Raw genomic sequence first — 23337 nt, 5'->3', positions numbered from 1 at the left:
TCTTTGTCTTGCATACGTTTAGCCATAGTTACCGCCTCCGATGAAAGATCGGGAAGCTGTGTGAATAAATCGGCGGGCTCTGCGCAAGCGCCCTGCGATTGGGTTATGAACCGTCGCAGGTGAGCCCTGTATGGGGAATGGCCGCCAGTTGGAACAAGGTGAATAACGTTTTGGCGACCAAAAGAGAAAAGGCCCGCGAATGCGAGCCCTAAATGCAGAAAGCCCCGACGTTTGTCGAGGCTCTTAAATTTGTTCTAACGGTGAACATACAATGCCCATCGTTAGAACAAATTAACACGAATTCGGGAAAAGTAAATATCTCAGCGCGTTATTTGTTTGAGTTGTGCCTCTGCCCATGCCTCCTCTATATCGAATTTAGTGATCAGCACGTCGAAGAACGGCTTAACCGACTTCTTCCAGGTATCTAGGGTGATGGCGTCAGTTATCTGGCAAATGGCACTGTGCACAGCAGTGGAGAGGATCCGCTCATAACCGCGCCCACCACAGCGTTTACAGTTACCCATGACAGGCACGCCCTGTTTCTCTGTCTCATCCTGATTCACTACCTTTCCCCTTCCGTGGCAGTCGTTACAGGAAGCACTGACGGTCCCTTTTCCCTGGCACTTTTGGCAGAGCACCCGAACCTGCTCCCTGACAGACTTTGCCTCCTCCCAGTATGATGGATAGATCCCCTTTGTAACTTTGACCCGCTTTGGAGGTTTGCCATCTGGATAAGTTACTTTGTTGGTGAACACCTCTGCATCGATGAATCCAGACCCATGGCAGCAGTCACATGTTTTTTTACTGGAAGCGCTGCGGGAGTAATCTTCAAAGGCGAACTCTGCGAGTATCCGGATAACCCGGGGTTTTACGTTTGGTGTGAGTTTGCGCAGCGCAGCTACTTTATCGCACCGGGTTAATGCGTATTCGGCCAGCAACGCGATCGCCCTTTCCCTATCATTGTTGCTGATACCCATCTTTCCGAGGAAGGCGCTATACCCCATTGCAGCGCGCTCCTGCGTCATACCCATTGCCGCCATAATATCGGTACCGGTCAGTGAATCAGAGGCGGTAGCACGCGGAGAATCGCTAATCAGCGTGGATTTTGCGAAGTGGTATTTCACTGTGTTTTCAAGGTTCATGCTCTCTCCCCGGATCTGACAGGTGCGAATAAAGTTTTTAAGGATGCGATATGCCACCGGGAACGACCCGTGATAGCGGACAATGTTCAACTGTAGCCAGCGCTGGCGAATACATTCAGTTGTGTTCATGTTCATGCTTTTACCAGCCCTTCTTTTTTCCATATGGACAGCGTTCTGAGCACACCTTCCGCATGCATCAGCCGCAGTTCATCATGGGTGTAATCGGTGGTTTTCTTCCGTCCGTCGATCAAGTCGTGGCAACAGCTGCAGGCGATAGCCGCCTGAGTATCGTCAGGCTTGCATCCTGTGCCGCACGTACCCGCCAGCCGATAATGCGCCAGCACGCTGGTTTCCGGGTTGCCGTTGCAGTAACCCGGGATCCTGACTGTACATTCGCGGCCGCGCGCCTCTTTGCGTAGGTTCGCCATAATCACCCCCACATCCGATTTCGGGTGCGAGAAGCGGGCCGGGGAGGATTTTTGTCCTCCACCAGCTGCGCACTGACGGTCCAGGTGATTAAATCCTGATTCAGGCTGCGCTCGACCTTTACTCCACGCTTGCGGTATTTCTCCATTAGTTCATCAGCCTGCTGCGTGGTGCAGTCGTGATGGTGAAACCATGAGTATTTCATCGGCATCACCCCGCGAAGCTTAAAAGCTGGTTTGCGGCGTTCTCGACTTCCAGCTGGCTGTTGAATGAACGTGAGAGGATCCATCGCCAGAGAACATCAAGCGATGCTTTGTACAATTGCTGAAATTCACACTCGTCCATGCTGGCGAAAGAAATGCTGCGGGGATGTTTTTTTAGCGTGCCGTCCGGCAGCTGTATAGCGTCATAGTGGCCAGCTTCGACAATGACCCACGCACGGTAGGCGTCGAAAGATTTGCAAATGCTGATGCTACCAGCGCGTTTCTCGGCTATACGGTCGAGGTATTGCTCGGCGGCATCAAGCAATGCCGATTCACTCCCGCCATATGCCGCCAGGTATCTGGCATAACCTGTGATAAGCCTGCGCTCGTTAGAGGAGATCGCTCCCCCGGTAGGCTCCCAGTATTCAAAGCCGAGATTGAGTAAAGCGAAATAGCGGCGATGAAACGCCGGGTTGCGGACAAGCTTATAGTCAGCTTCCAGAACGGCGCCGAGCTTGCATTTTGATTGCAGGAAATCACTGGTCTCCTGCGTTGCAGGGATCAGAATTCCTTGAGACTGTTTTATAAGGTGTAATTGTTGCGCCATGGGTTTCACTCCGTGGCGCTGTGATGCTCCGTTGCCGTTGTTCAGGCGGCAGCTAAATTATTGCAGCTTACTCTCGGTTTCGTCAATGCAACCAGAATCTTTAGACAGTTCTTTAAATTCTTCAATTGTCAGCAAAAACTGGTTTTTCCTTACCTTTTCGAGCCCGGTAATTTTTCCTTCCTCACTCGAGATTAAAAACTTCCCACCTTGCCTGATTATGTCTACCACTTCGGCGATATCGAGATCCACTTCATCCCCCTGAGCGACATACAGACGCAAAATATAGTCCGGCGACAGCATCAAAGGGACACGCTTATTGCGATACTTTGGGGAATGCCAGTCACCAAAAAGGTGTATCAATAAAACCAGTCGTCGGCGCTTTCCCAGGTCTCCTGTAGAATTTCTGCAATGGTTTCTTTATCACCATCTATGCCGCCGAAAACGCTGAGCCCATCAGCACCCGCGCGACGAATAGATAATTTGCAGTCATCATATTTTTGATTTAATCGCCGAAGGAATTCGGCCTCTAACGCTGGTTCAGCACCGTTAGGTAGTTTTTTAGCTTTGTCGATGGTTACTTCGATTCTCATAGTATCACCCCACTCGATACACTGTATAAATAAACAGTACACCTAGCTTACTGAATGTTCAATATCTTAAGAGCACAAAATGTTAATTTTTGTCAGTAATGTCACAAGAAAAACTGCCACATGATATTGAATTAAAAGATTATTTTTTCCTAAGCCTGACCACCTTGAAGTAACGCGGAAAAGATACCCGCAACAACTGGACGTTTTGCTCTCGGAAAAACCGCACTCATTCCACTTTCCTTACCTTCAGTTTACTGATGTCATTACGATGTTTTAGCTTCGTTTTCCTCATTTTATGCCAATCCCAGTGCGGGGAAGACTATTCGCATGCGACTGCTCTGCCTAACTGCCGCATCGTAGTAAGGTAACTATCGTCTTGAGTCTAAACCATTAAGGCGCGTCATATCACCGCAGGTAGCACCCAGTGAAGGTTACGTATCCTAAAAAAAACATAAGGGTAGTTTTTTTGTTTTGAAGATAGCAAAATAGGTATCAAGTCCGTTTGTGGCAAGAAAAACAAGATATATCTACACATGATAAGGAGAGAGAAATGATAAAAGAAATAGAAATATCAAACTTTAAGAGCATAAAAAATATAAAGTTAGAAAAGTTGAAGAGAGTTAACTTTATTGCTGGGAAAAACGGAAGGGGGAAAACCTCAATTCTTGATGCAATATTTATAACAAATGATTTAACATCTCCTGATTGCCTTGTTAAACCTGTAGTATTTAGAGGTGGCACACCAAACCTTACAGCAGGTGAGTTATGGTATTCATACTTTAGAAACCTTAACAAAGAGAATAAAATTAAGATAGCAATTAACGACTATAATGGGGCTAAAGAGGAAACAATAATATCTATAGAAAGAAAAACGAAAGGCTTTCAAAATATAGGTCTCGTAACTAGTGATAGTATAGACAAAAACAACGTATCACCGACTTCCTTCCAAGGAGGTGAATCTCTAAAAATTAAAAAACACGATAGGACAAAAAACGAAAACTCATCTCTAAGAATAGATGTAACCCAACAGATTAACGGCTCGCAAATATCATCAAATGTTGTTAACCATGGAGGACCAATAGAACTAAAACCGACAACATACATTACAACCTCAAATGCAATAAACAATGCTAATACAATATTGGTCGTGGGCAATCTAATAAGAAATAAAGATATAAAAGAGATTGTCATAGATATGAAAAAAATAAATAAAAAAATAATAGATATACAAATTGGAATATTAGAAAATACTGCAGAAATACTTTTTGACACTGGTGAGAATAAGCTTGTTAGCCTTTCATCAATGGGAGAGGGAACCGGAAAACTTCTAACACTCCTCGCAATTTCATATAGCACAAAAAATGGTGTAATCCTGATAGATGAAATTGAAAATGGCATACACTACTCATTAATGCCATCAATAATAAAAATACTTACTGAACAATCAATTAAAAACCAAAATCAAATATTTATCACAACCCATAGCCTTGATGTGATAAATACAATAAGTAACTTATACGCAAACAAAGAGATTTCGGATGAAATCCTTTCTTTTTCTAGAATAGGTTTCTCAGAAGCAAAAGATGAGACATTATTAAGTACATTCTCACTTCCGGAAATAAAATTATCCTCTGATGAAAATTGGGAGATAAGGTAATGGAAGATTTAAAACAAAAAAAAGAAATCATTTCAAAAAGAAAAATACTATTTGTTGAAGGCCGGGATGAGGTTTTATTCTTCTCTGCATTATCTAAAAAGATAGGATTGCACAGTGAAATCCAAGTCATAGATTTCCAAGGCAAGGCAAATATGAAGAACTTCATTTCCATGGCCTCTAAAACTGAGGGTTTCATTGAAACTGTAATATCGTTTGCAATAATTCGTGACGCTGACAAAAACTTCAAAAACACAGCAACCGAAGTTTCAGATGCAATAAAAAGCATATTCTACATTGAAAACACGAAAAATGGGGAAATGATACAGGGTAAGAATATCAAAGCTGGCTTTTTTATTATGCCCGGAAATGAAATGACTGGAGAGTTAGAGGATTTAGTTTTATCCTCCTTTAAGGGGAATAAAGTATCAGATAAAATTGAGAACTATCTTGATGAATTAAAATCAATCACGAAACCAGACGACGAAAGCTCACCATTTATTTTCCCCAAAAAATCATCCAAAGCAAAAATACAAATTTATTTCTCGAGCATGGAAGAATCAGATGCAAGAATGGGAATTTCAGCGGAAAGGAAATATGTTGACTTTGATCATGCATCCTTTGTTGATATTATAAAATTTATTCAATCTATGTGAATTAAATTATTGAAGAGGCATTTTATTTCATTATAAAATGCCTTCATTTAGTATATTTATTATACAAAGGAGGCAGCATATCATTGCTCACTAAAAAATCATAAGTATTCACTTATGAAGAGTGTATTTCCTTATTATCATTTATCGGTCAAGTAAAGAAAACACAGCTCTCACAGCCAGACCTCCAATCTGATCTGAGTCCCCAAACCCGGCACTGATTGCCTGGTTTTAGTTTATTCCAAGTGCTTATGCGGCCTGCCTCGCCCTACACATCTCGGGCAAGTTAGCCCTCACCAGCGCCTCAGCAAACGGCGGCGGGACGGCATTGCCACAGCGCGCGACCTGCTTATCTTTCGCGTATTTCACCCCGCGGTAATCCTGGTCAATGATGTACCATTCGGGGAAGCCCTGCGCCCGGTATAGTTCGTGTGGCTGCAGCATGCGCATGCCGATATCAACAATACGGTAGGTCACGCCGTCAATATCCACCAGCCCGGTGCTATCGGCTCCGCAATACTCTTTCAGGAATGCTAACACCTGTTGCGCGCGCTGCTCGTCGTAATGCTCAACAGCGAGAGTGGTCTCAACTTCCCCGACGTGCTGACCACCAGCGGTAATAGTCGGCATCGGCGCATCAGTTCGCTGTCCGTCGCGGCAGGTACCGCGCAGCTTAACCAGGTGGGAGGCTACAACGGCGTGGTGATTGCCAGTCGTAACCGTATGCGCAGGAGATTCCACGGATCCGCCAGGATGCCCGGTATTGTTCACCATGAGATGCGCCGCAACTACCGCATGATGGTCAACTGTCGTCACTGAATGTGTAGGTTCATCCAGCCCCACACCCGATCCGGTGTAATTGCCGCCGTAGTGTTTCGCCAGGAACGCCCCGACAACAGCATGCTTTCCGCCACCAGCCACGACGGTACCCAGCGGTTTATTAAATCCTGGCACTCGCGGAGCCTGCCCGGGCCTTTCGCTATATCCGGTTTGAATCAGAGTTGGCACTACCAGTTGTGATTTACCGCCGCCGCCCGCGGTGATTGTTGCGCTAGGTTCGTCGGCACGGTGTCCGATGCTGGCGCCGAACTGCCGGGCGATAACCGGAGCGACGACACAGGCGCGCGATTCTTTCAGGATGGTGTGAGCGGGTTTATCGAGCGGGCGTGGTTTAGCCTGGTACTCGCTGCCGCCATTGCCAGCCAGGAACGGCACCAGCTCTGCCTCAACAATACCCAGAGCATGGCCATTCCCACCCGGGCGCCTGGACGTGCCAGCGGTCACTGTCGGTACCGGATCGGTAACTGGCTGCCCGGTGGCCCCTGTTCGAAATTTTGTCAGATGAGGTACCGCGATTGCGTAGCCATGGGTTTTCGTTATTGTCTGCAGAGGTTCTTCCAGAGCCTGTCCTCTGAAGCATTCATATTTACCGCGTGTCGTTGTGTGATTGCACTTCACAATGAACGGCGACGCACTGTCGATAACAAAGCGCTGGATGCCGCGCGCAATACGTTTGAGCGTGTTCACCGCCAGTGGCTTTTTGCGCCCGAAGATGCTCGGCGCGGGGATAGACCAGTCTATGCATTCCGCAGCTGTTCGCCACGGTGCCAGCTTGCCCGCCAGCACGGAGGCAGACTTCGGATCCCCATGGGTGGCCTCCGGCCAGACTATCGGTTTCCCGTCCCGGCGCATGACCATGAAGAACCGTTTTCTAATCGTCGGCGCGCCATAATCGCAGGCGCGCAGCTCGCGATACTCAACGGTGTAACCCAGACCGTTTACCAGCCGTACTGCATCCTCGCTATCAAGCGAAATATTCAGAAACTCGCAGCATTCAATCAGTGCGGGATGGTCCGCCGGGATGCCGGTTGTCAGCATGCCAACAAACGCCTGGAATGTTTCGCCGACGCGCGCCGGGTCCGGACGGCTGTAACCAGGGTAAACAGGGCCAATAAAGCTGCTCATCATTTCATCAGGTAAATCAGGCTTAGGCGGGATTTCAATAAGTGGGCCCCACGTTTTAAACTCTTCAACGTTCTCCAGCATCATCACCCGAGGGTCAACATCCAGCCCCCAGCGCAGAACAATCCAGGCCAGCCCGCGAATCGCCTTTTCTACCGGCTTGGCCCCTTTCGCCTTTGAGAAGTGTCGGCAATCAGGGCTAAACCATGCCAGCCCTACACGGCGGCTGGCGGTCGCAACTTTCGGGCGAACTGAATAAACCGACTCGCAGTAATGCAGCGTGTCGGGGTGATTAGTAGTGTGCATCGCGACAGCATTGGGATCGTGGTTTATAGCAATATCCACGCTGCGCCCTATCGCCAGCTCGATGCCCGTTGAGGCGCCGCCGCCACCAGCAAAGTTATCAACGATGATTTCGCTCTCTCTCACGCGTATTTCTCCATGGCGCTGGCCAGCGAACGAGCCGCGGCGATAATTGACGGTACCGGCATTTTTTCCAGCCACATCCTGTTGATGTGGTGCTGCAGGCGGCGCTGGTGGTGCGACGGGAGTTCCCCGGCGTTTTCTACTTCTGACAGGACCATCGCTACTTCAGCTGGCCATACAGTTTCAGGCACGTCCACCAGCAGAAGGCTTTCCAATTCCTGAATGCGTTTGCAGGCATATTCCAGTGAAGGCTCCACTACTTCACCTCCACATCAATCCGAGCGATGGCACAGCATCGCTCTAATGCTTCTTTCACCCATCGGCGATAAGTCACAGGATGGAATGTTTCCGTTTTTCCGGCACCACTCCAGAACGCTTTTGAACTGGTATCAGGCAGAGTAATGGTCAACCTTTTAACAACGTTGGTATCGTTAGCCGGAGAATTGCCGCAGCGCGACTCGGTATTTTCGGCACCCTGAAGCATGGCGGCGCGGCAGGCGTCATCAATTCGACATTGAATACGTGAGAGCAACTGGATTTCACCACCAAGAAATTCCTGGCGGCGATTTACGTCGCACATAATCTCCCTGGCCGTTTCAAGTGCTATGGTGTCGAAATGCTGAGTGATAGCGCTGTTATCCGGCACTGGCTGCGGCAACATGGCTTTGAATGCTTCGATGCCAGCGTCATATTCAGCCCGCTCCTCCGGCGTCATAGCCTCAAGTTCGGCGGAATGCTCGGCCCTGCGCTGAATGGCATCCAGTACCAGTCTGGTTTTAACGCCTTTCCCGAAGCGCAGGCCAGGCTCCAGCAATACGGGGCATGGTAATGTTTCGGGATAATCAGGCACCACCGGCTGCTGCGCGTGGCGATAGACCGGCACCGGCTCGTTCAGCCGATCGGCATGCTCAGGTTTGTAAATCATCCCGCGACGGTCACCATCTGTGAAACCATAAGGCTCGCTGTCGGCCTTGCGGCGTTCATGTAGCTCTGCGGCCATAGCCATCCATTCATCCCGGGTGGCCGAGTTGATATCTGTGCCAGGTAATGGTTTGAACGCCACTAATTCCGCCAGGCGCTCGTCTGTTATAGTTAATTTGCTGGTCATTGGTTGGCTCCTTCTGCTGCCCGGTTCACTATCACGCCGTCATAAATTTCGTTTAGATGCCCTTTCAGCTCCATCCTGCGCAGGGCTGAAAGCATGTAATCGCATTCGACCTGTTTATTGCCGGTGAATGGCTTATCCTCTGCGCTTCCCCAGCAACAGTTTCCCTGCGGCCATCCGTGAACCTTTCGAACCTTTCCATTAACCACATGTAGCAAACCCCAGCCAGACGGAAGGCCTTCGACAGAGATAATCCCCGGCTCGCTGATAAAGAACCGCCAGTCACCCATGCCAAGCTCGGGGCGTAGTCGGAAACGTTTTTTCCTGTCTGCGAGCAGGTCGGCGCGTGAGCACTTAGCCTCTATCAGACAGGAAGCGAAATTCCTGAACCCCATCGCGTCTGGCTGTTCTCCGGTGCTGGTTACAGCAACAAAGCGATCGTGAAAGCAGACTTTGAAGCCGTTCCGCTTAAGGAATTGATAGGCTATCTGGCAAAGCTCATCGTGTGTCAGTGCCATCTACTCAGCCTCCCATTTGATGCCTGATTCATCCAGTGCTGCGTTAACTTCTGCTTCCGGGTATGCGTATATTGCGCGATGCGCATCAGTGCTATCTCTGCGATGCAAAACGCTAATAGGCTTCGGCAGTTTCACGGTGCGGGACTCCAACTCGGCGATGCGCTTTTCAGCCGCATCCAAGTCTTCCCCTAATTTCTGTGCCATCTGGAACCAGTTAGCGCGCTGCTCTTCTTTAAGCTCCAGCGCTTCTACCAAAATGAGAACATTATCGGGGCATACCGTAAGCTGGTATTCATTGAGCGTAGAGATCCGAGTATCAAACGGCATTACTGGCGCTTCCCCTGCATATTTCGCTTTTTCTGCCGCCGCTTTTATCTCCTGGGTAAATCTGGTGATATCAGTCATGGCTGGCCTCCTCGAATAACACATCACCCTCAATACCGCCGACCTGATAAACGATCGAACCATCTTCCCGATATTCCATCGGCGCAGCGCTCCATCCTTCTCCTTTGGGATCGTCATCGTCGCCAACTTGAACAAAACCGCCAGCAACTACACGGGCCGGATACATTTCGCCCTCAGTCCAGTATCCCTCGGTATCTTTTATGCATTTGATTTTCATGCTTGAACTCTCCCGTATCCCGGATATGGTTTTTCTCCAACAAATGCATCAAGGGCTGAAATGTCTTCAGGATTTTTGACGGCATATTGAACAGGCTGATCGTCATACGTTGTGCGGTTTTTCTGGACCTTCCAGCCGCCAGGCGTATAAGGGCAACGGCGGAACTTCACACCATCACCGCCAGCTACGTACCAGACTTGAAAGAACCCTGTGCGCTGTCCGCTATAAGAGCCTCCCTGTTGTTTTTCAGCGCCTTCAGCGACGAAACGCCATTTACGTTGTTTGCTCATTTGTCGGCTCCCTTATCTTTCCGATGACTGAATCTCTGAAGGTCAAAATCAATGGTCGCCCGCTGGTCGCGGAACAATCCAAGCCGCCCGTAGCGGATGACCTTTCCGGTTCTGACTGCTGCCTGGAAATATCGACCTGCAGTATCCCGGCACATGCGTAATTCCGTGCAGGCTTCTTTTACCGTCAGGCGCCCTTTCTCGCGGGTTAGTTCGATAATCGCCTGGACGCAGGCCTGTTTTTGTTCACGTGATTTGTTAGCCATGGTTACGCCCTCTACCAAGGCCAAACTTCGCGCGGATTTCAGCGATTTTGTTTAAGCCCTGCTCCTGTGTTAATGGTCTTCCGCCAAGCTTCTGGATCTGCTTAACCGGCTCCGGAATAACTTCACCCGCGTTCACCCGACGAACCATGCGCAACAGTTCCTCTGATGCTTTTCGGCGTAATTCGGAGTCGCTTAGTCCCTTCGCGCGCATATCGGTATACAGACCGGTAATCATCCAGTAGCAGGCTTTGTGTTTCAGCGTTATCGGTTCGATTTTGTGCTCAGGCCATGGGTACGACTCAGCGTCCGGATACTGACCGCGGGTCCGGCAATACTGGTAAACCATATCAACCAGCTCACTCGCGTCTGGCAGGCCTACCGTTACCGCCTCCTCAGAACGACACCAGGCAACAAACTGACCAGGTGATGGCATAAACGGTTTTTCCTGTTTGCGGGCAACACGCATCCCGGCGTTAATCTGCTCTACCGTGGTGATGCCGTTCTCTTTGAACGCCAGGAGCCACTGGCGACGCATCTCGTTGAGGTCGTCCGCTGATTTGTTGGCCAGCGCCGGGAATACCGCGAGCAGCTGGCGAAACAGTTCGTTGAATACCTCAGCCGTCTTTGTCGCCTGATGTGCAAAGCTCTGCGCATCGTGCATCTCAGGCATACCGGCGGCGATACGTTGGAAGTTCTTCCGATCGAAGTTATGCATGCTTTCTGCGATAGATTTCATTCGAGTACCCCGTCGATCCAGTCTGTATTGTTCAGCGCACTGGCGCCTGATGTGGTTTTTGATGGGCCTGAGCTGCGCAGGCGTTTAGTCGTGAGCGGATCCCACTGCTTGCGTAGTTTTGATGGGCTGAGAATGTTTTCTTGCCAGAAATCGTCTTCATTGGCCCACTTGAACAGTTCGCAGATTTCATAGTGAGTGCGTTTGTCCTGCAGGCGCATCAGGCGGATGGTGTTTGCCCATTCAACCCATTTCGGCTCTGAGAGGGAGGCATTCACGGTGAGGGCTTTATCGAAAATCCATCGCGCGGCTTTGAGGTCGTCAGCTGTTCCCCAGGATTTACCAGATGGGGTGTAAATCCCGTCAGCAGCTTCAGGATGGCGAGAGAGAAACTCCTGAGTTTTCTTGTTTCGGGATTCTTCAGAATTCCGAGACGAAGATCTTTTAATATTGTTTTTGTTATAGTCTTGGGTGTCTACCGTTTCCGGGAAGGTTTTTCCCGATTCCGGGAAGGTAATTCCCGTTTTCGGGAAGAGTTTTCCCGTTTTCGGTTTGTCCAAAATCCAGGCAGATAGCTCTGTATTTATACCGACGGTTTTCATCACACCATGCTTGTGACTAAAAATAATCCCCCGCGCCGCGAGTAGTTTTATCGCATCTGAAACATGAGAATCACTCAAACCGGTTAACTCAGAAATGACGGTATTTGTTACCCGATCCTGTTTTTTGTTCCATCCGTAGGTAAGCCAGATAACTGCCTCAAGACACTGCCACTCGCGCCCGGACATGCGCAGCCGCGGTTTGAGTTTCTGTATCTCATTGGCGATCCTGGTATAGCCGTTGGACAGGTCGGCCATGCGACCTCCCGTTAGTTCGGTTTTGATTGGAAAATTGATAACTTCAGCGGTATTTGACATACTTAATCCCGTGAATTGACCCAATTGATTCACCCGAAGACCGGCTGTGTTCGAGCACGACGGTCTTCACCCTTTCAGAACAAGCCAGCCTGATTGCTGCGCTTTCGCACGGAGCGCTTTGCTTCCCGGCGTTCAGCTGTGCTTGTCTGCTTCTCTGCCCATAACTTTGCGTGTCGCATAACATCGTCAAACATTCCCCCTTTTCGGCTTGCCTGTGACATCCGCTTGTACATATCGACCGCCTGGTATGCCCCCCCCCTGAGCCACTGCCTGCGTGAAGCCCTGGCGAAGCAGTTCCTCGCGGACGTTCTTCTCTATGAATTCGATGTGATTCATTCAGTCCCATCCCAGCGGACCCGGGCGGCACCGCTCAGCACGCAAGCCTATATCAGCGAGCGTTTCAACAGACTGCAGGTAATGTCTGGACACAACGACAGCTTCCGGCGGTACAACCTGCAATCCGAGTATTGAGAGTTCTTTCGCCACATCAGCAAAATGGCCCTCCCCTTTACGCCTGCTTGCCGTTGACTCACTGATCCCCAAAAGTTCGGCGTAAACCTTTTGGCCGACCGATGAAAGCCGGTTGAGTAAGACACTTTCAATCTCAACCGGATTGAGAATAGGTGGATCTAACTTTCGTGCTATTGCGTTTTGCATTGGTGATAATCCTTTTGAAGTCATTGATTTATTGATGCTTCATCAGTTGCTCTTGGAGGTGTGAATTCGGGCCAAATGTTCATCCAGCGCTCTGGAAGGCAATCAGCTCTCGTAACAACGCCTTTTGTGTGATTTTCAATCTCTATGGCCCGTTCTGGTGATATGGCGGATTTTCCAGAAGCCATCTGAGATAGATATGATTTTGATATTCCGAGTTTTTCAGCTAGGAACTTCGCGTTACCGCGCTCTAAAAAATATTGACTAAGTTGCATTTGTGCTTCCTGTCCGAGGTGTATCGCTATGAGTTTATATCTTTATAAACAAAAAAGTAAAGAATTTGATTGTTTAGATTTTACTAATCACAATGGCGTCATGAGCACAAAAGAAATAAGAAGCAAGCGACTGGCTGACTGGTTTGCTGAGCGCACTCTTCCTGAGAGAGAGAAAAGCTATTTATCACAACTGATAAATGGTAAGACTTCTTTTGGCGAAAGAGCGGCACGGCGGATAGAAAGGGATTACAATATGCCCCCAGGTTATCTGGATGCTATGGATGGCGGTAATGAGCATGACGGCTCTATGCCTTCAGTGCTTTCGTCAATGCTTACAGCTGATGAAGTTAATCTGATTAAGTTTTATCGTGGTTTTCCGGATTCTGAGAAAAAAACAGTACTAATTGAATTCGAAACAAAGTTCAAAAAATACAATCAGTTATTCGCTGAACTACTCGCCTCCCGTAAATAACATACCTCTTCTTTGTTAAGCCGCCTTCTTGGCGGCTTTTTAGTTTTACGCTTAACCCATCGAAAATTTAAAACCAATACAATCAATTGTTTATAGAAAAATTAACTTTTTTGTTCATAAAAGAGTTTACATAAAGGTTTATATTTTCATAAACTCACTCCATCAACAACGCGCTGCGTTGCTCCGATAAACGTTCCGCTGGCCGGCGACAAGGCAGAGGTTGAAATGAGTAAACAAGGCATCAGAGCCATGGTCATTTCGGCAGTTATCGGGCTCATCTTCTGGGTTTTATTCATCATATGCATTGCGGGGGTTATCTATGGCTAATCCAGTTCCAAACAGTGGTCGCGCAATACCAATGCGTAATCTGCGCACCGGCGCGCCCTGGTCTGTTTCATACGACCATGTTCGCAAAACCTATTTCCATGAACCGCAGGGAAATCTGCGCTTTATCCGTCAGCCCTTTTACTCAAGGGAGCTTGCGCCCTATCTCGTTCCGGCAGGTACCCACTGATGAGCACAATGTTCGCACTGGTAATCACCGTCGGCATGCTAATTGGCGGTAATCAGGATGTTTTGCTGGGTGTTTATGACAGCGAGAAAGAATGCCAGGAAGCCGCAGTTGAGCAAGGTGTAAAGGGCGAATGCCTGCCGTTGAAAGGCGTTCTGGCTGAACACCCCGCCGGGTTCACCGCACAGATGTAGGAGGCGTTATGCAGAAACGATGTGCGTATTGCCGCAAGGCACTGGAGGAAGGAAAAGTTGTGAAGATGACCATTCTCATCATTCACGGCACGCAGTTAGTACCACGTGAAAGAACGTATTGCTCGAAACGTTGTGGCGAATACGACGCCATGGCCAACGAGGCCTAACGTAAAACCCGCCGAAGCGGGCTGTACGTCCGGTGCCACCGACCAAAGTTACACCGGAAATTACCAAAACCAATGAACACCCAATGGGCGCTATCAATGGCCCGGGGATTCTAACACCCAAAATTGAGGCTATCACATGGAATATTTTTATCTGATAAAGGCAACTCAAAAATCGGGTAAAGCCGATGCCATTATCTGGCGTTCCGCAAAATCTGAAGCTCGCGCGCAGCTGCAGTTAGACGTTGATCTGGAAGATGCAGAAATCGAAACCGGGCGCGGCAAAGACTACCTGAAACCTATTCGCACCGATTTCCCGGTATTTAATGACCTTCCCGCTGAAGGTGTTCTGGATTTTGAATGGTGCAAGCGCTATCAGCTCGGCGACGACCAGCGCACCTGGCAGGTTATCCCGGGGGCTGTTGCTAGTTCAACCACCGTTGTTGAAGATGAGATCGTTAATGATGATTCAGACGATACGGTTTCAGGCGATGAAAACTCCCTCTACAACCTCGCAGAGATGCCCTTCCGCATTCAGCTGCTGGCACAGTATATGGCAGAAGAAAGACACGTTTATCACATCAGCATCCCGCATCGCGGGCGGCTTTCCGCCATGGAATTGGATACAGATAATTCGGCAGTTCAGGATCTCATTCTTGCCGCTGAAAGTATTCCTGAAATAAAGAAATACGACATGCCGGCTTTGTGGAAATTTACTAGCGCAAATAAAAAGGTCTTCCCTGAAGGGAAGCGCCACGAACTTGGCAACCGTATTCAGTTTGCGAAATTGTGGTTCGAAACCAATGCTATCGATCGCGGCATCCTTACCAGGGAATGGGCAGTAGGCAATCAGATTTCAGCAGTTCCCCATGCTGACACTCACGCTATACCCGAACGCTATAAACGCGCCGTAACGCAGAATATCGCGAATCTGGCTATTGAGATCGCTATTGCTCAACTGTACCCGGATGCAGAGCCGGGAAAAATCAGCCGCCCTCAACTCATCGGCGCCAAAGACCTGGTAGACAGGAAAGAGGATGTCCATGTTAAGGCGCTCAAGATTCTGAGCAAAACCACAGACATTCTCGATTATGACGCAAATAGCATTTTCGGCGTTACCCGTGCCATTAAATGGAATGGAGAAGAAAGCACGTCAGAACTGCGGGCAATGGTTCGTAACTGGCTCGCGGCTAACGGCATTTATGAAAACGGCGAGAGCTCAAAAGGCTATCCGGAGTGGGAAGAGGATCCACGCGCGGGCCGTCAATCAAATGTCGTTGAACAATCTCACGAAGATCTGACAGAAACCAAACAACCTGAAATTGCCAAAGTCAGCGCTGGCATGTACTCCATTGAAGGCCTCATGGCCACTCCTGCCCCAAAGACCGACAACGAAGAGGCCACCAGCGATGTGCAGATGGAAGAGACTCAGCAGGTCAAAAACGAAGCTGATAATCCGGTACCGGCAGGCGAAAGCGCTGATGCAGATGCTGAAAAAACAGATGCCGTAAACGCACGCAAAATTTTAACTGAGCGCTGTCCTGGCCTAGCCGCTGCGGTTCTGCAGGACCAGGAACCAACAATCACGCCTGAAGGTTCCGCCGAAGAACCAGACCAGGAACTTACAGCGACAGTATGGCCAGAATACTTCGAGCCTGGCCGATATGAAGGTGTACCGAACGAGGTTTATCACGCCGCCAACGGCATCAGCTCCACGATGGTTAAAGATGCCCGGGTATCGCTGATGTATTTCGAAGCGCGCCATGTCTCAAAAAATATCAATAAGGAACGCTCGCCGGTTCTGGATATGGGCAACCTGGTGCATGCGCTGGCACTGCAGCCGGAAGACATAGATAAAGAGTTCAGCGTCGAGCCCGAAATCCCGGAAGGTGCATTCACCACCACCACTACGATCCGCGCCTTTATCGACGAGCACAACGCCAGCCTGCCGCCGCTGTTGAGCGCCGACGATATCAAAGCATTACTGGATGCACATAACGCCACCCTGCCCGCATCGTTCCCGCTTGGGGCATCCGTTGACGAATCCTATGCGTCATATGAGCAACTCCCGGAAGAGTTCCAGCGCATCGAGAATGGGACTAAGCATACCGCTACGGCAATGAAGGCCTGCATCAAAGAATACAACGCCACCCTGCCCGCGCCGGTTAAAACCAGCGGCAGCCGCGATGCCTTGCTGGAACAGTTGGCAATCATTAATCCTGACCTGGTCGCGCAAGAAGCCCAGAAGGCGCAGCCGCTGAAAGTGTCGGGAACCAAAGTGGACCTGATGCAGGTCGTGAAATCCGTTAATCCTGACGCGGTATTCGCCGACGAACTACTGGATGGCTGGCGCGAGAACCCGGAAGGAAAAGTGCTGGTTACCCGTCAGCAGCTTAGTACTGCGCTGGCCATTCAGAAAGCACTCCTGAATCACCCGACCGCCGGCAAGCTACTGACCCACCCGAGCCGCGCCGTCGAAGTGAGCTATTTCGGTATTGATGAAGAAACCGGGCTGGAAATCCGCGTGCGTCCCGATCTTGAAATCGACATGGGAGGCCTGCGCATTGGTGCCGACCTGAAAACCATCAGCATGTGGAACATCAAGCAGGAAGGCCTTCGCGCGAAACTGCACCGGGAAATCACCGAACGCGATTACCACCTGAGCGCGGCTATGTACTGCGAAACCGCAGCGCTAGATCAGTTCTTCTGGATTTTCGTCAACAAAGACGAGAACTACCACTGGATCGCCATCATTGAGGCATCTAGCGAACTGCTGGAACTCGGCATGCTGGAATACCGCAAAGCAATGCGCGCCATCGCTAACGGTTTCGACACTGGCGAATGGCCGGCGCCAATCACTGAGGATTACGCCGAAGAACTCAACGATTTTGATGTGCGCCGCCTCGAAGCGCTGCGCGTACAGGCATAAGGGGATATGACTATGGAAAACACAAACATCATCACATCTGAACAGCAAGTGCCAAACAATATATCTGCAAACAACTCCATTTTTAACGTTCAGGCACTGAGCCAGTTAACGGCGTTTGCAGAACTAATGTCTGCGGCCAGCATTGCGATCCCGGATCATCTCGCAGGCAAACCTGCCGACTGCATGGCAATCGTTATGCAGTCAATGCAATGGGGAATGAACCCTTACGCTGTCGCACAAAAAACGTTCTTTGTAGGTGGAAAAATCGGGTACGAAGCCCAGCTCATCAGCGCAATACTCAGCAGTACGGGAGCCATCCGCGGGCGTTTTCATTATGAATACGAGGGTGACTGGTCTAAATGCACCCGCTCGAAAGAAGTTACAACTACAAAATCCGGAAGAAACGGCAATTACGAAAAGACAGAACGTATACGAGCCTGGAGTGATGAAGATGAAGAAGGCTTGTATGTGCGGGCCGGGGCGGTAATTAAAGGTGAAACTGAGATCACTTGGTGTGAACCCGTTTATCTTTCAAGCGTGGTAATTCGAAATTCGCCACTTTGGGCAACTAATCCTAAGCAGCAGATTGCTTATCTCGCGACAAAATACTGGTCTCGTATCTACTGCCCTGCCGCAATCATGGGTTTTCAGGATGCTGATGATCTTGCCTATCGCGAAGAGAAAGTTATCAATCCAGAGCCTGTTCAACGCATGAGTATGAAGGAAATCACCTCTGATGTTGAAACGACCACCAGCGCGCAGGAATCAGCAAGTAACATTGATGCCGTTGCCGACGATCTACGCAACCGCATTGATACAGCTGACTCAGTGGATCAGGCCAAAGCCATCCGCGTAGATATCGAATCACAGAAAGCACTGCTGGGTACTGCTCTGTATACCGAACTGAAAAACAAGGCAGTTAAGCGCTACTACCTCGTTGATGCACGAAACAAGATTGAGGCCGCGATCAATTCACTGCCTAACCCTGGCGAACCGGAAGCTGTCGAGCTGTTTGCTAAAGCTGAAGGCACCCTCACCGCCGCCAGACGCCATCTTGGTGATGAACTGTATGACCAGTTCCGCATCACCCTGGACGACATGAAACCGGAATACGTGGGCTAAGGGAGGCGGGAGGGTCCGCCCTCCCGGTAACGATATGACGAAAATTACTGAACGCGGAATGATTTTTAACGGGGAAGAGATACCTGAACAGCGCCGGGAGGCGGTGGCGGGCTGTCAGCGCTGCGCTGATTGCCAGGAGGAAGAGGAATTGCGCGGTAAGCATCGGAGGTGATATGGCGTCAGATAAACCGATAACAGCTCAGCAGGCCGCCGACTTACTCATCGTGTCGGCGCGGGTAATCTACCGCCTGATTGAGTCAGGAGAACTCGCCGGCCGCAAGGTCGGCAACAAGTACAGAACGACCGAAGCGGCATGTATTGCGTATTTGTCATCCCCGCAGGAAACTAAACGAGCGAACGCGGGTGAGCATAAAGGAGGTATTTTATGTCCATCACCCTCAGAGGCGGCATGTGGCACTGTCATTTCTTTACGCCGTCAGGGAAAAGAGTTAGGCGATCTCTTGGCACGGGGGACAAAAAGCAGGCGCAGGAGCTCCACGATAAGCTAAAGGCTGAAGCATGGCGGGTTGATCAGATCGGCGACCTGCCTGTAAGAACCTTCGAAGAGTGCTGTATCCGGTGGCTGCGGGAGAAAGACCATAAGCGGTCGCTGGATGATGACAAAACCAAAATAGAGTTTTGGCTGCAGCATTTTTCCGGCCGTGATGTATCGAAAATAACGGTGGAGGAAATTTACGAAGCCGTTAACGGGATGATCAACCGTAAGCACCTGCAGGTGTGGGAGAGTAAACGTGATGCCGCGTTGAGGAAGGGTAAGCCGGTTCCTGAGTACAAACCACGGCAGGTTTCTCAGGCGACGAAGGCGCAGCACCTTTCCTTCATTAGGTCCTTGCTCAGGGCCGCGGCGAATGATTGGGGATGGATAAAAACGGCACCAGTTATCAAAACCCGCAAGCCGATCAGCAAGCGGATACGGTGGCTGACCAGAGAGGAAGCTGAGCGGTTGATCGAGTGCATGCCGGAGAGCATTAAGCCAGTGGTGATATTTGCACTGGCAACCGGCCTGCGCCGCTCAAACATCATCGGGCTTGAGTGGCAGCAGGTCGATATGCAGAGAAAGGTTGCATGGGTAAATCCGGAGAACGCAAAAGCGGGCAAGGCGATTGGCGTGGCTCTGAATGATACCGCATGCAGGGTATTAAGGGATCAGATAGGGAAGCATTCCCGGTGGGTGTTCGTTCATACCACGGCAAAACATCGCCCGGATGGAACGCTGACGCCCGCTGTGAGAAAAATGCGGGTGGATGACAATAACGCCTGGCGCGCCGGACTGAAAAAAGCGGGGATCGAGGATTTCCGTTTTCACGACCTCCGGCACACCTGGGCGAGCTGGCTGATCCAGTCCGGCGTCCCGCTTTCTGTTTTACAGGAAATGGGAGGATGGGAGAGCATCGAGATGGTGCGTCGTTATGCTCACCTGGCGCCGAACCACCTGACCGAACACGCACGGAAAATTGACGCCATTTTTGGCGCTAGCGACACAAATACGACACAAGGAGGAAATCAGGCTGGTTTAAAACTGGCGTAAGTGACTGTTTCTTAATGGCACGCCCTACAGGATTCGAACCTGTGACCTACGGCTTAGAAGGCCGTTGCTCTATCCAGCTGAGCTAAGGGCGCATTGAGAAGCGAGCTTCATGATGTGCAATCGCCGGAATTATACGGTCCACGCCTGATGAGTCAATGTATTTTGCCGCGAAACTGCGCTTGCCTGTGCAGGCTGGCGGCTTATGCCGCAAAAGCAGTATAAAGTTTATCCAACCTTATGTTTCTGCACGTTAACCTTTCTTCGACTCCCGGGCTCCTTTTTGCGCCATTCGCAGCGCGGTCAGGGCCGTTTTTCAGCCTCTGCAACGCCTAAGAAAGATAAAATCTTAAACGAAGACTGACAGCGGGGCTGGCTTCTGACAAAATATCGTCATCCCCCTTTCGTAAAGATACAGATGGAATCCTCTCTCTGATGGCAGCAAAAATTATTGACGGTAAAACGATTGCGCAGCAGGTACGCTCTGAGGTTGCGGAAAAAGTGAAGGCGCGCGTTGCGGCCGGATTTCGTGCTCCAGGGTTAGCCGTCGTGCTGGTCGGCAGCAACCCGGCATCGCAGATTTATGTCGGCAGCAAGCGCAAAGCGTGTGAAGAGGTAGGCTTCGTCTCCCGCTCGTACGATCTCCCGGAAACCACCAGCGAAGCGGAGCTGCTGGAACTTATCGACACCCTGAATGCGGATAGCGCCATCGACGGCATTCTGGTCCAGCTGCCGCTGCCCGCCGGCATTGATAATGTCAAAGTGCTGGAGCGCATTTCGCCGGACAAAGACGTTGACGGTTTCCACCCGTATAACGTGGGCCGTCTGTGCCAGCGCGCGCCGCGTCTGCGTCCGTGCACGCCGCGTGGGATCGTCACGCTGCTTGAGCGTTACAACATTGATACCTACGGCCTGAACGCGGTGGTCATTGGCGCCTCCAATATTGTCGGACGCCCGATGAGCATGGAGCTGCTGCTGGCAGGCTGCACCACCACCGTCACCCACCGTTTTACCAAAAACCTGCGTCATCACGTCGAAAACGCCGACCTGCTGATCGTGGCTGTCGGTAAACCGGGCTTTATTCCGGGCGAATGGATTAAAGAAGGCGCGATCGTGATCGATGTCGGCATTAACCGCCTGGAAAGCGGCAAAGTGGTCGGCGATGTGGTCTATGAAGATGCCGCCGCGCGCGCGTCGTACATCACGCCGGTTCCCGGCGGCGTCGGCCCGATGACCGTAGCCACCCTCATTCAGAACACGCTGCAGGCGTGCGAAGAGTATCACGATATTCAGGAGGCCTGAGATGGCGAATTTTTCTTTAGGCAAACACCCGCACGTTGAACTGTGCGACCTGCTGAAGCTTGAAGGCTGGAGCGAAAGCGGCGCGCAGGCTAAAATCGCTATCGCCGACGGTCTGGTCAAAGTCGACGGTGCGGTGGAAACCCGTAAACGCTGTAAAATCGTCGCCGGTCAGACGGTCAGCTTTGAAGGTCAGAGCGTTACCGTTACCGAGTAACACGTTCAGGCGCCGCAGCCGGCGCCTGTCCCCCCACCCCGACAGATGATCTCTCGTTTTTCTGCACTTCAGTCAGCGCCGCCATCTTCCGATATCACGTCCTGTGTAGCACAGCCGCTCCCCTGGCTGCCTCCGGCAACCTGCACTTCCGCCTGATACCTCTTCTCCCCGACGAACGCTACAGCCGCTGGCCGGGAACATACGCAGGCGAAATCAGGACCGCGCTTCGTTTCTTAGCCTGAGTCAGGGCAAAAAAATGCCGGGGATGGCCCCGGCTAAAAAGAGAGAATGAGACTACTTACGGCGCCAGGTGGTGCCCTGCGGGCCATCTTCCAGCACGATGCCCATCTCGTTGAGACGGTCACGCGCGGCATCCGCCGCCGCCCAGTCTTTCGCTTTACGCGCGTCCAGACGCTGCTGGATCAACGACTCGATTTCCGCCACTTCCCCGTCGTCCGCCTGCGCGCCGCTCTGCAGGAAGGCATCCGGCTCCTGTTCCAGCAGCCCCAGTACCGAAGAGAGCTTGCGCATATGCGCGGCCATCGCGTTGGCCGCGGCGGCATCTTCGGTTTTCAGGCGGTTAACCTCACGCGCCATATCGAACAGCACGGAATAGGCTTCCGGAGTATTAAAATCGTCATCCATCGCTTCGATAAAGCGCGCTTCAAACGCCTCGCCGCCGGCCGGCTCTGCGGTTTTGTCGGTTCCGCGCAGCGCGGTATACAGACGCTCCAGCGCGGAGCGCGCCTGCTTTAAGTTCTCTTCGCTGTAGTTCAGCTGGCTGCGATAGTGGCCGGACATCAGGAAGTAGCGAATGGTTTCCGCGTCGTAGAACTTCAGCACGTCGCGCACGGTAAAGAAGTTGCCCAGCGATTTTGACATCTTCTCGCGGTCAACCATCACCATCCCGGAGTGCATCCAGTAATTGACGTACTCGCCGTCGTGGGCGCAGGTGGACTGGGCGATTTCGTTTTCATGGTGCGGGAACATCAGATCCGAACCGCCGCCGTGAATATCAAAATGGTTGCCCAGCTGTTTGCAGTTCATCGCTGAACACTCAATGTGCCAGCCTGGACGGCCCGCGCCCCACGGCGACGGCCAGCTTGGCTCGCCCTCTTTCGACATCTTCCACAGCACAAAGTCCATCGGGTTATGCTTGACGTCAACGACATCAACCCGCGCGCCGGCCTGCAGCTGATCGAGATCCTGACGCGACAGCTGACCGTAGTTCGGGTCGGTCGGCACATCGAACATCACGTCGCCGTTGTCGGCGACATACGCGTGGCCTTTGGCGATCAGCTGCTCGGTAATCTCAATGATTTCCGCGATATGGTGGGTGGCCCGCGGCTCCATATCCGGGCGCAGGATATTCAGCGCGTCGAAGTCTTTGTGCATCTCGGCAATCATGCGATCCACCAGCGCAACAAAGCTTTCGCCGTTTTCATTAGCACGCTTAATGATTTTGTCGTCGATATCGGTGATATTGCGCACGTACTTTAGCTTGTAGCCCAGGAAACGCAGGTAGCGCGCGACCACATCGAATGAGACGAAGGTACGGCCATGGCCGATGTGACAGAGGTCATAAACGGTAATACCACACACGTACATGCCAACTTCCCCGGCATGGATAGGTTTAAATTCTTCTTTTTGGCGCGTCAGTGTATTAAAAATTTTTAACATCGAAGATTCCGTGTAGACGTGTGTGGATATAAGTCGCGTATTCTAACCTTAATTCAACCCCGAAGCAGCACACATTGCAAGGTGATCCAACCCCGCGGTTATGCTATAACAGCCCCCTATATCTCACCCGACTCCGGGTGCAGGCACCACAATCATCGGAACA

Annotated in this window: 30 protein-coding genes, 1 tRNA gene and 1 pseudogene; 12 read left to right on the top strand and 20 right to left on the bottom strand. The window is 50.8% G+C overall.

From position 1 onward, the window contains the following. Positions 1-320 precede the first annotated feature (320 nt). From F8562_RS20690 to F8562_RS20665, 6 genes are all read right to left on the bottom strand, one after another. On the bottom strand, positions 321-1277 hold the full coding sequence (locus F8562_RS20690) for a YlcG family protein (RefSeq protein ID WP_163467335.1): 957 nt from the start codon (positions 1275-1277) through the stop codon (positions 321-323). Continuing rightward, the gene (locus F8562_RS20685) at positions 1274-1570 is read right to left on the bottom strand and encodes a DUF1364 domain-containing protein (protein ID WP_094909214.1); all 297 of its coding nucleotides are present in this window, start codon (positions 1568-1570) and stop codon (positions 1274-1276) included. The genes F8562_RS20690 and F8562_RS20685 overlap by 4 nt, the downstream gene beginning before the upstream one ends. 2 nt (positions 1571-1572) lie before the next feature. Further along, positions 1573-1779, bottom strand: a complete 207-nt coding sequence (locus tag F8562_RS20680; protein WP_064363172.1) for a hypothetical protein — start codon at positions 1777-1779, stop codon at positions 1573-1575. Then, the gene (locus tag F8562_RS20675) at positions 1779-2378 is read right to left on the bottom strand and encodes a DUF1367 family protein (RefSeq protein ID WP_048257987.1); all 600 of its coding nucleotides are present in this window, start codon (positions 2376-2378) and stop codon (positions 1779-1781) included. Before F8562_RS20675 ends, F8562_RS20680 begins: the two co-directional genes overlap by 1 nt. Before the next feature lie 57 nt (positions 2379-2435). Beyond that, complete coding sequence (locus tag F8562_RS20670) at positions 2436-2627, bottom strand: hypothetical protein (RefSeq protein WP_224256546.1); 192 nt, start codon at positions 2625-2627, stop codon at positions 2436-2438. 107 nt (positions 2628-2734) lie between these two features. Then, positions 2735-2968, bottom strand: a complete 234-nt coding sequence (locus F8562_RS20665) for a DinI-like family protein (RefSeq protein WP_024359402.1) — start codon at positions 2966-2968, stop codon at positions 2735-2737. 550 nt (positions 2969-3518) lie between these two features. On the opposite strand from F8562_RS20665, the gene F8562_RS20660 reads away from it, so the two are divergent. Further along, complete coding sequence (locus tag F8562_RS20660; RefSeq protein ID WP_004139427.1) at positions 3519-4625, top strand: AAA family ATPase; 1107 nt, start codon at positions 3519-3521, stop codon at positions 4623-4625. After that, the gene (locus F8562_RS20655) at positions 4625-5278 is read left to right on the top strand and encodes a DUF3226 domain-containing protein (protein WP_151891936.1); all 654 of its coding nucleotides are present in this window, start codon (positions 4625-4627) and stop codon (positions 5276-5278) included. Before F8562_RS20660 ends, F8562_RS20655 begins: the two co-directional genes overlap by 1 nt. A 246-nt stretch (positions 5279-5524) precedes the next feature. On the opposite strand, the gene F8562_RS20650 is transcribed toward F8562_RS20655, so the two are convergent. The 12 genes from F8562_RS20650 to F8562_RS20595 all read right to left on the bottom strand — a co-directional run bounded on the left by F8562_RS20650 (position 5525) and on the right by F8562_RS20595 (position 13040). Continuing rightward, complete coding sequence (locus tag F8562_RS20650; protein ID WP_094909212.1) at positions 5525-7666, bottom strand: DNA cytosine methyltransferase; 2142 nt, start codon at positions 7664-7666, stop codon at positions 5525-5527. Next, positions 7663-7920, bottom strand: a complete 258-nt coding sequence (locus F8562_RS20645; protein ID WP_094909211.1) for a hypothetical protein — start codon at positions 7918-7920, stop codon at positions 7663-7665. Before F8562_RS20645 ends, F8562_RS20650 begins: the two co-directional genes overlap by 4 nt. Beyond that, on the bottom strand, positions 7920-8771 hold the full coding sequence (locus F8562_RS29795) for a hypothetical protein (protein ID WP_142298646.1): 852 nt from the start codon (positions 8769-8771) through the stop codon (positions 7920-7922). The genes F8562_RS20645 and F8562_RS29795 overlap by 1 nt, the downstream gene beginning before the upstream one ends. Next, a complete protein-coding gene (locus tag F8562_RS20635; RefSeq protein ID WP_094909210.1) occupies positions 8768-9286 on the bottom strand; it encodes a hypothetical protein in 519 nt (172 codons plus the stop codon). The genes F8562_RS29795 and F8562_RS20635 overlap by 4 nt, the downstream gene beginning before the upstream one ends. Next, entirely contained in the window at positions 9287-9691 is a 405-nt protein-coding gene (locus tag F8562_RS29550) for a hypothetical protein (RefSeq protein ID WP_094909209.1), read from the bottom strand. Beyond that, positions 9684-9908, bottom strand: a complete 225-nt coding sequence (locus tag F8562_RS20625) for a hypothetical protein (protein ID WP_094909208.1) — start codon at positions 9906-9908, stop codon at positions 9684-9686. Before F8562_RS20625 ends, F8562_RS29550 begins: the two co-directional genes overlap by 8 nt. Next, positions 9905-10198, bottom strand: a complete 294-nt coding sequence (locus F8562_RS20620; protein WP_094909207.1) for a hypothetical protein — start codon at positions 10196-10198, stop codon at positions 9905-9907. The genes F8562_RS20625 and F8562_RS20620 overlap by 4 nt, the downstream gene beginning before the upstream one ends. Next, a complete protein-coding gene (locus F8562_RS20615) occupies positions 10195-10461 on the bottom strand; it encodes a DUF977 family protein (protein ID WP_094909206.1) in 267 nt (88 codons plus the stop codon). Before F8562_RS20615 ends, F8562_RS20620 begins: the two co-directional genes overlap by 4 nt. Then, positions 10454-11197 (bottom strand): replication protein P, encoded by a 744-nt coding sequence (locus F8562_RS20610; RefSeq protein ID WP_094909205.1) that lies wholly within the window; start codon positions 11195-11197, stop codon positions 10454-10456. The genes F8562_RS20615 and F8562_RS20610 overlap by 8 nt, the downstream gene beginning before the upstream one ends. Beyond that, positions 11194-12111, bottom strand: a complete 918-nt coding sequence (locus F8562_RS20605) for a replication protein (protein WP_094909204.1) — start codon at positions 12109-12111, stop codon at positions 11194-11196. The genes F8562_RS20610 and F8562_RS20605 overlap by 4 nt, the downstream gene beginning before the upstream one ends. A 336-nt stretch (positions 12112-12447) precedes the next feature. Further along, a complete protein-coding gene (locus F8562_RS20600; protein WP_032734636.1) occupies positions 12448-12768 on the bottom strand; it encodes a CII family transcriptional regulator in 321 nt (106 codons plus the stop codon). A gap of 20 nt (positions 12769-12788) precedes the next feature. Then, a complete protein-coding gene (locus tag F8562_RS20595) occupies positions 12789-13040 on the bottom strand; it encodes a transcriptional regulator (RefSeq protein WP_094909203.1) in 252 nt (83 codons plus the stop codon). A gap of 28 nt (positions 13041-13068) precedes the next feature. Here F8562_RS20595 and F8562_RS20590 point away from each other — a divergent pair, with 28 nt between their 5' ends. The 8 genes and pseudogenes from F8562_RS20590 (at position 13069) to F8562_RS29535 (ending at position 19981) form a co-directional block, all read left to right on the top strand. Beyond that, on the top strand, positions 13069-13512 hold the full coding sequence (locus F8562_RS20590) for a hypothetical protein (protein WP_094909202.1): 444 nt from the start codon (positions 13069-13071) through the stop codon (positions 13510-13512). 513 nt (positions 13513-14025) lie between these two features. Beyond that, positions 14026-14217, top strand: coding sequence for a DUF1482 family protein (locus tag F8562_RS20580; protein ID WP_004103055.1), 192 nt, complete (start codon positions 14026-14028; stop codon positions 14215-14217). 8 nt (positions 14218-14225) lie between these two features. After that, the gene (locus F8562_RS29540) at positions 14226-14384 is read left to right on the top strand and encodes a YdaE family protein (RefSeq protein ID WP_004121647.1); all 159 of its coding nucleotides are present in this window, start codon (positions 14226-14228) and stop codon (positions 14382-14384) included. 136 nt (positions 14385-14520) lie between these two features. After that, positions 14521-17310: a RecE family exodeoxyribonuclease gene (locus F8562_RS20570; RefSeq protein WP_094909200.1), complete on the top strand. Its 2790-nt coding sequence runs from the start codon at positions 14521-14523 to the stop codon at positions 17308-17310. Positions 17311-17322: 12 nt separating this feature from the next. Continuing rightward, complete coding sequence (locus F8562_RS20565) at positions 17323-18432, top strand: RecT family recombinase (RefSeq protein WP_094909245.1); 1110 nt, start codon at positions 17323-17325, stop codon at positions 18430-18432. A 70-nt stretch (positions 18433-18502) separates the two neighbouring features. Beyond that, a pseudogene (locus F8562_RS20560) lies at positions 18503-18604 on the top strand (TraR/DksA C4-type zinc finger protein); the annotation flags it as partial. A gap of 1 nt (position 18605) precedes the next feature. Next, the gene (locus tag F8562_RS20555; protein WP_094909199.1) at positions 18606-18941 is read left to right on the top strand and encodes a helix-turn-helix domain-containing protein; all 336 of its coding nucleotides are present in this window, start codon (positions 18606-18608) and stop codon (positions 18939-18941) included. Continuing rightward, positions 18842-19981, top strand: coding sequence for a tyrosine-type recombinase/integrase (locus F8562_RS29535; protein WP_224256554.1), 1140 nt, complete (start codon positions 18842-18844; stop codon positions 19979-19981). Before F8562_RS20555 ends, F8562_RS29535 begins: the two co-directional genes overlap by 100 nt. Before the next feature lie 15 nt (positions 19982-19996). Here F8562_RS29535 and F8562_RS20545 read toward each other — a convergent pair. After that, a tRNA-Arg gene (locus F8562_RS20545) sits at positions 19997-20073 on the bottom strand. Positions 20074-20413: 340 nt separating this feature from the next. Here F8562_RS20545 and folD point away from each other — a divergent pair. Together folD and ybcJ are read left to right on the top strand one after the other, a co-directional pair. Continuing rightward, positions 20414-21280, top strand: a complete 867-nt coding sequence (folD, locus tag F8562_RS20540; protein WP_004099791.1) for a bifunctional methylenetetrahydrofolate dehydrogenase/methenyltetrahydrofolate cyclohydrolase FolD — start codon at positions 20414-20416, stop codon at positions 21278-21280. 1 nt (position 21281) lies between these two features. Next, positions 21282-21494: a ribosome-associated protein YbcJ gene (gene ybcJ, locus F8562_RS20535; protein WP_004099787.1), complete on the top strand. Its 213-nt coding sequence runs from the start codon at positions 21282-21284 to the stop codon at positions 21492-21494. A gap of 294 nt (positions 21495-21788) precedes the next feature. Here ybcJ and cysS read toward each other — a convergent pair whose 3' ends face one another. Continuing rightward, entirely contained in the window at positions 21789-23174 is a 1386-nt protein-coding gene (gene cysS / locus F8562_RS20530) for a cysteine--tRNA ligase (protein WP_004848430.1), read from the bottom strand. Positions 23175-23337: the final 163 nt, after the last annotated feature.

This window comes from Klebsiella sp. RCJ4 (assembly GCF_009025755.1).
Lineage (GTDB): Bacteria > Pseudomonadota > Gammaproteobacteria > Enterobacterales > Enterobacteriaceae > Klebsiella > Klebsiella michiganensis.
The sequence above is the reverse complement of the archived record's forward strand: the minus strand, read 5'-3'. Positions and strand labels throughout refer to the sequence as shown.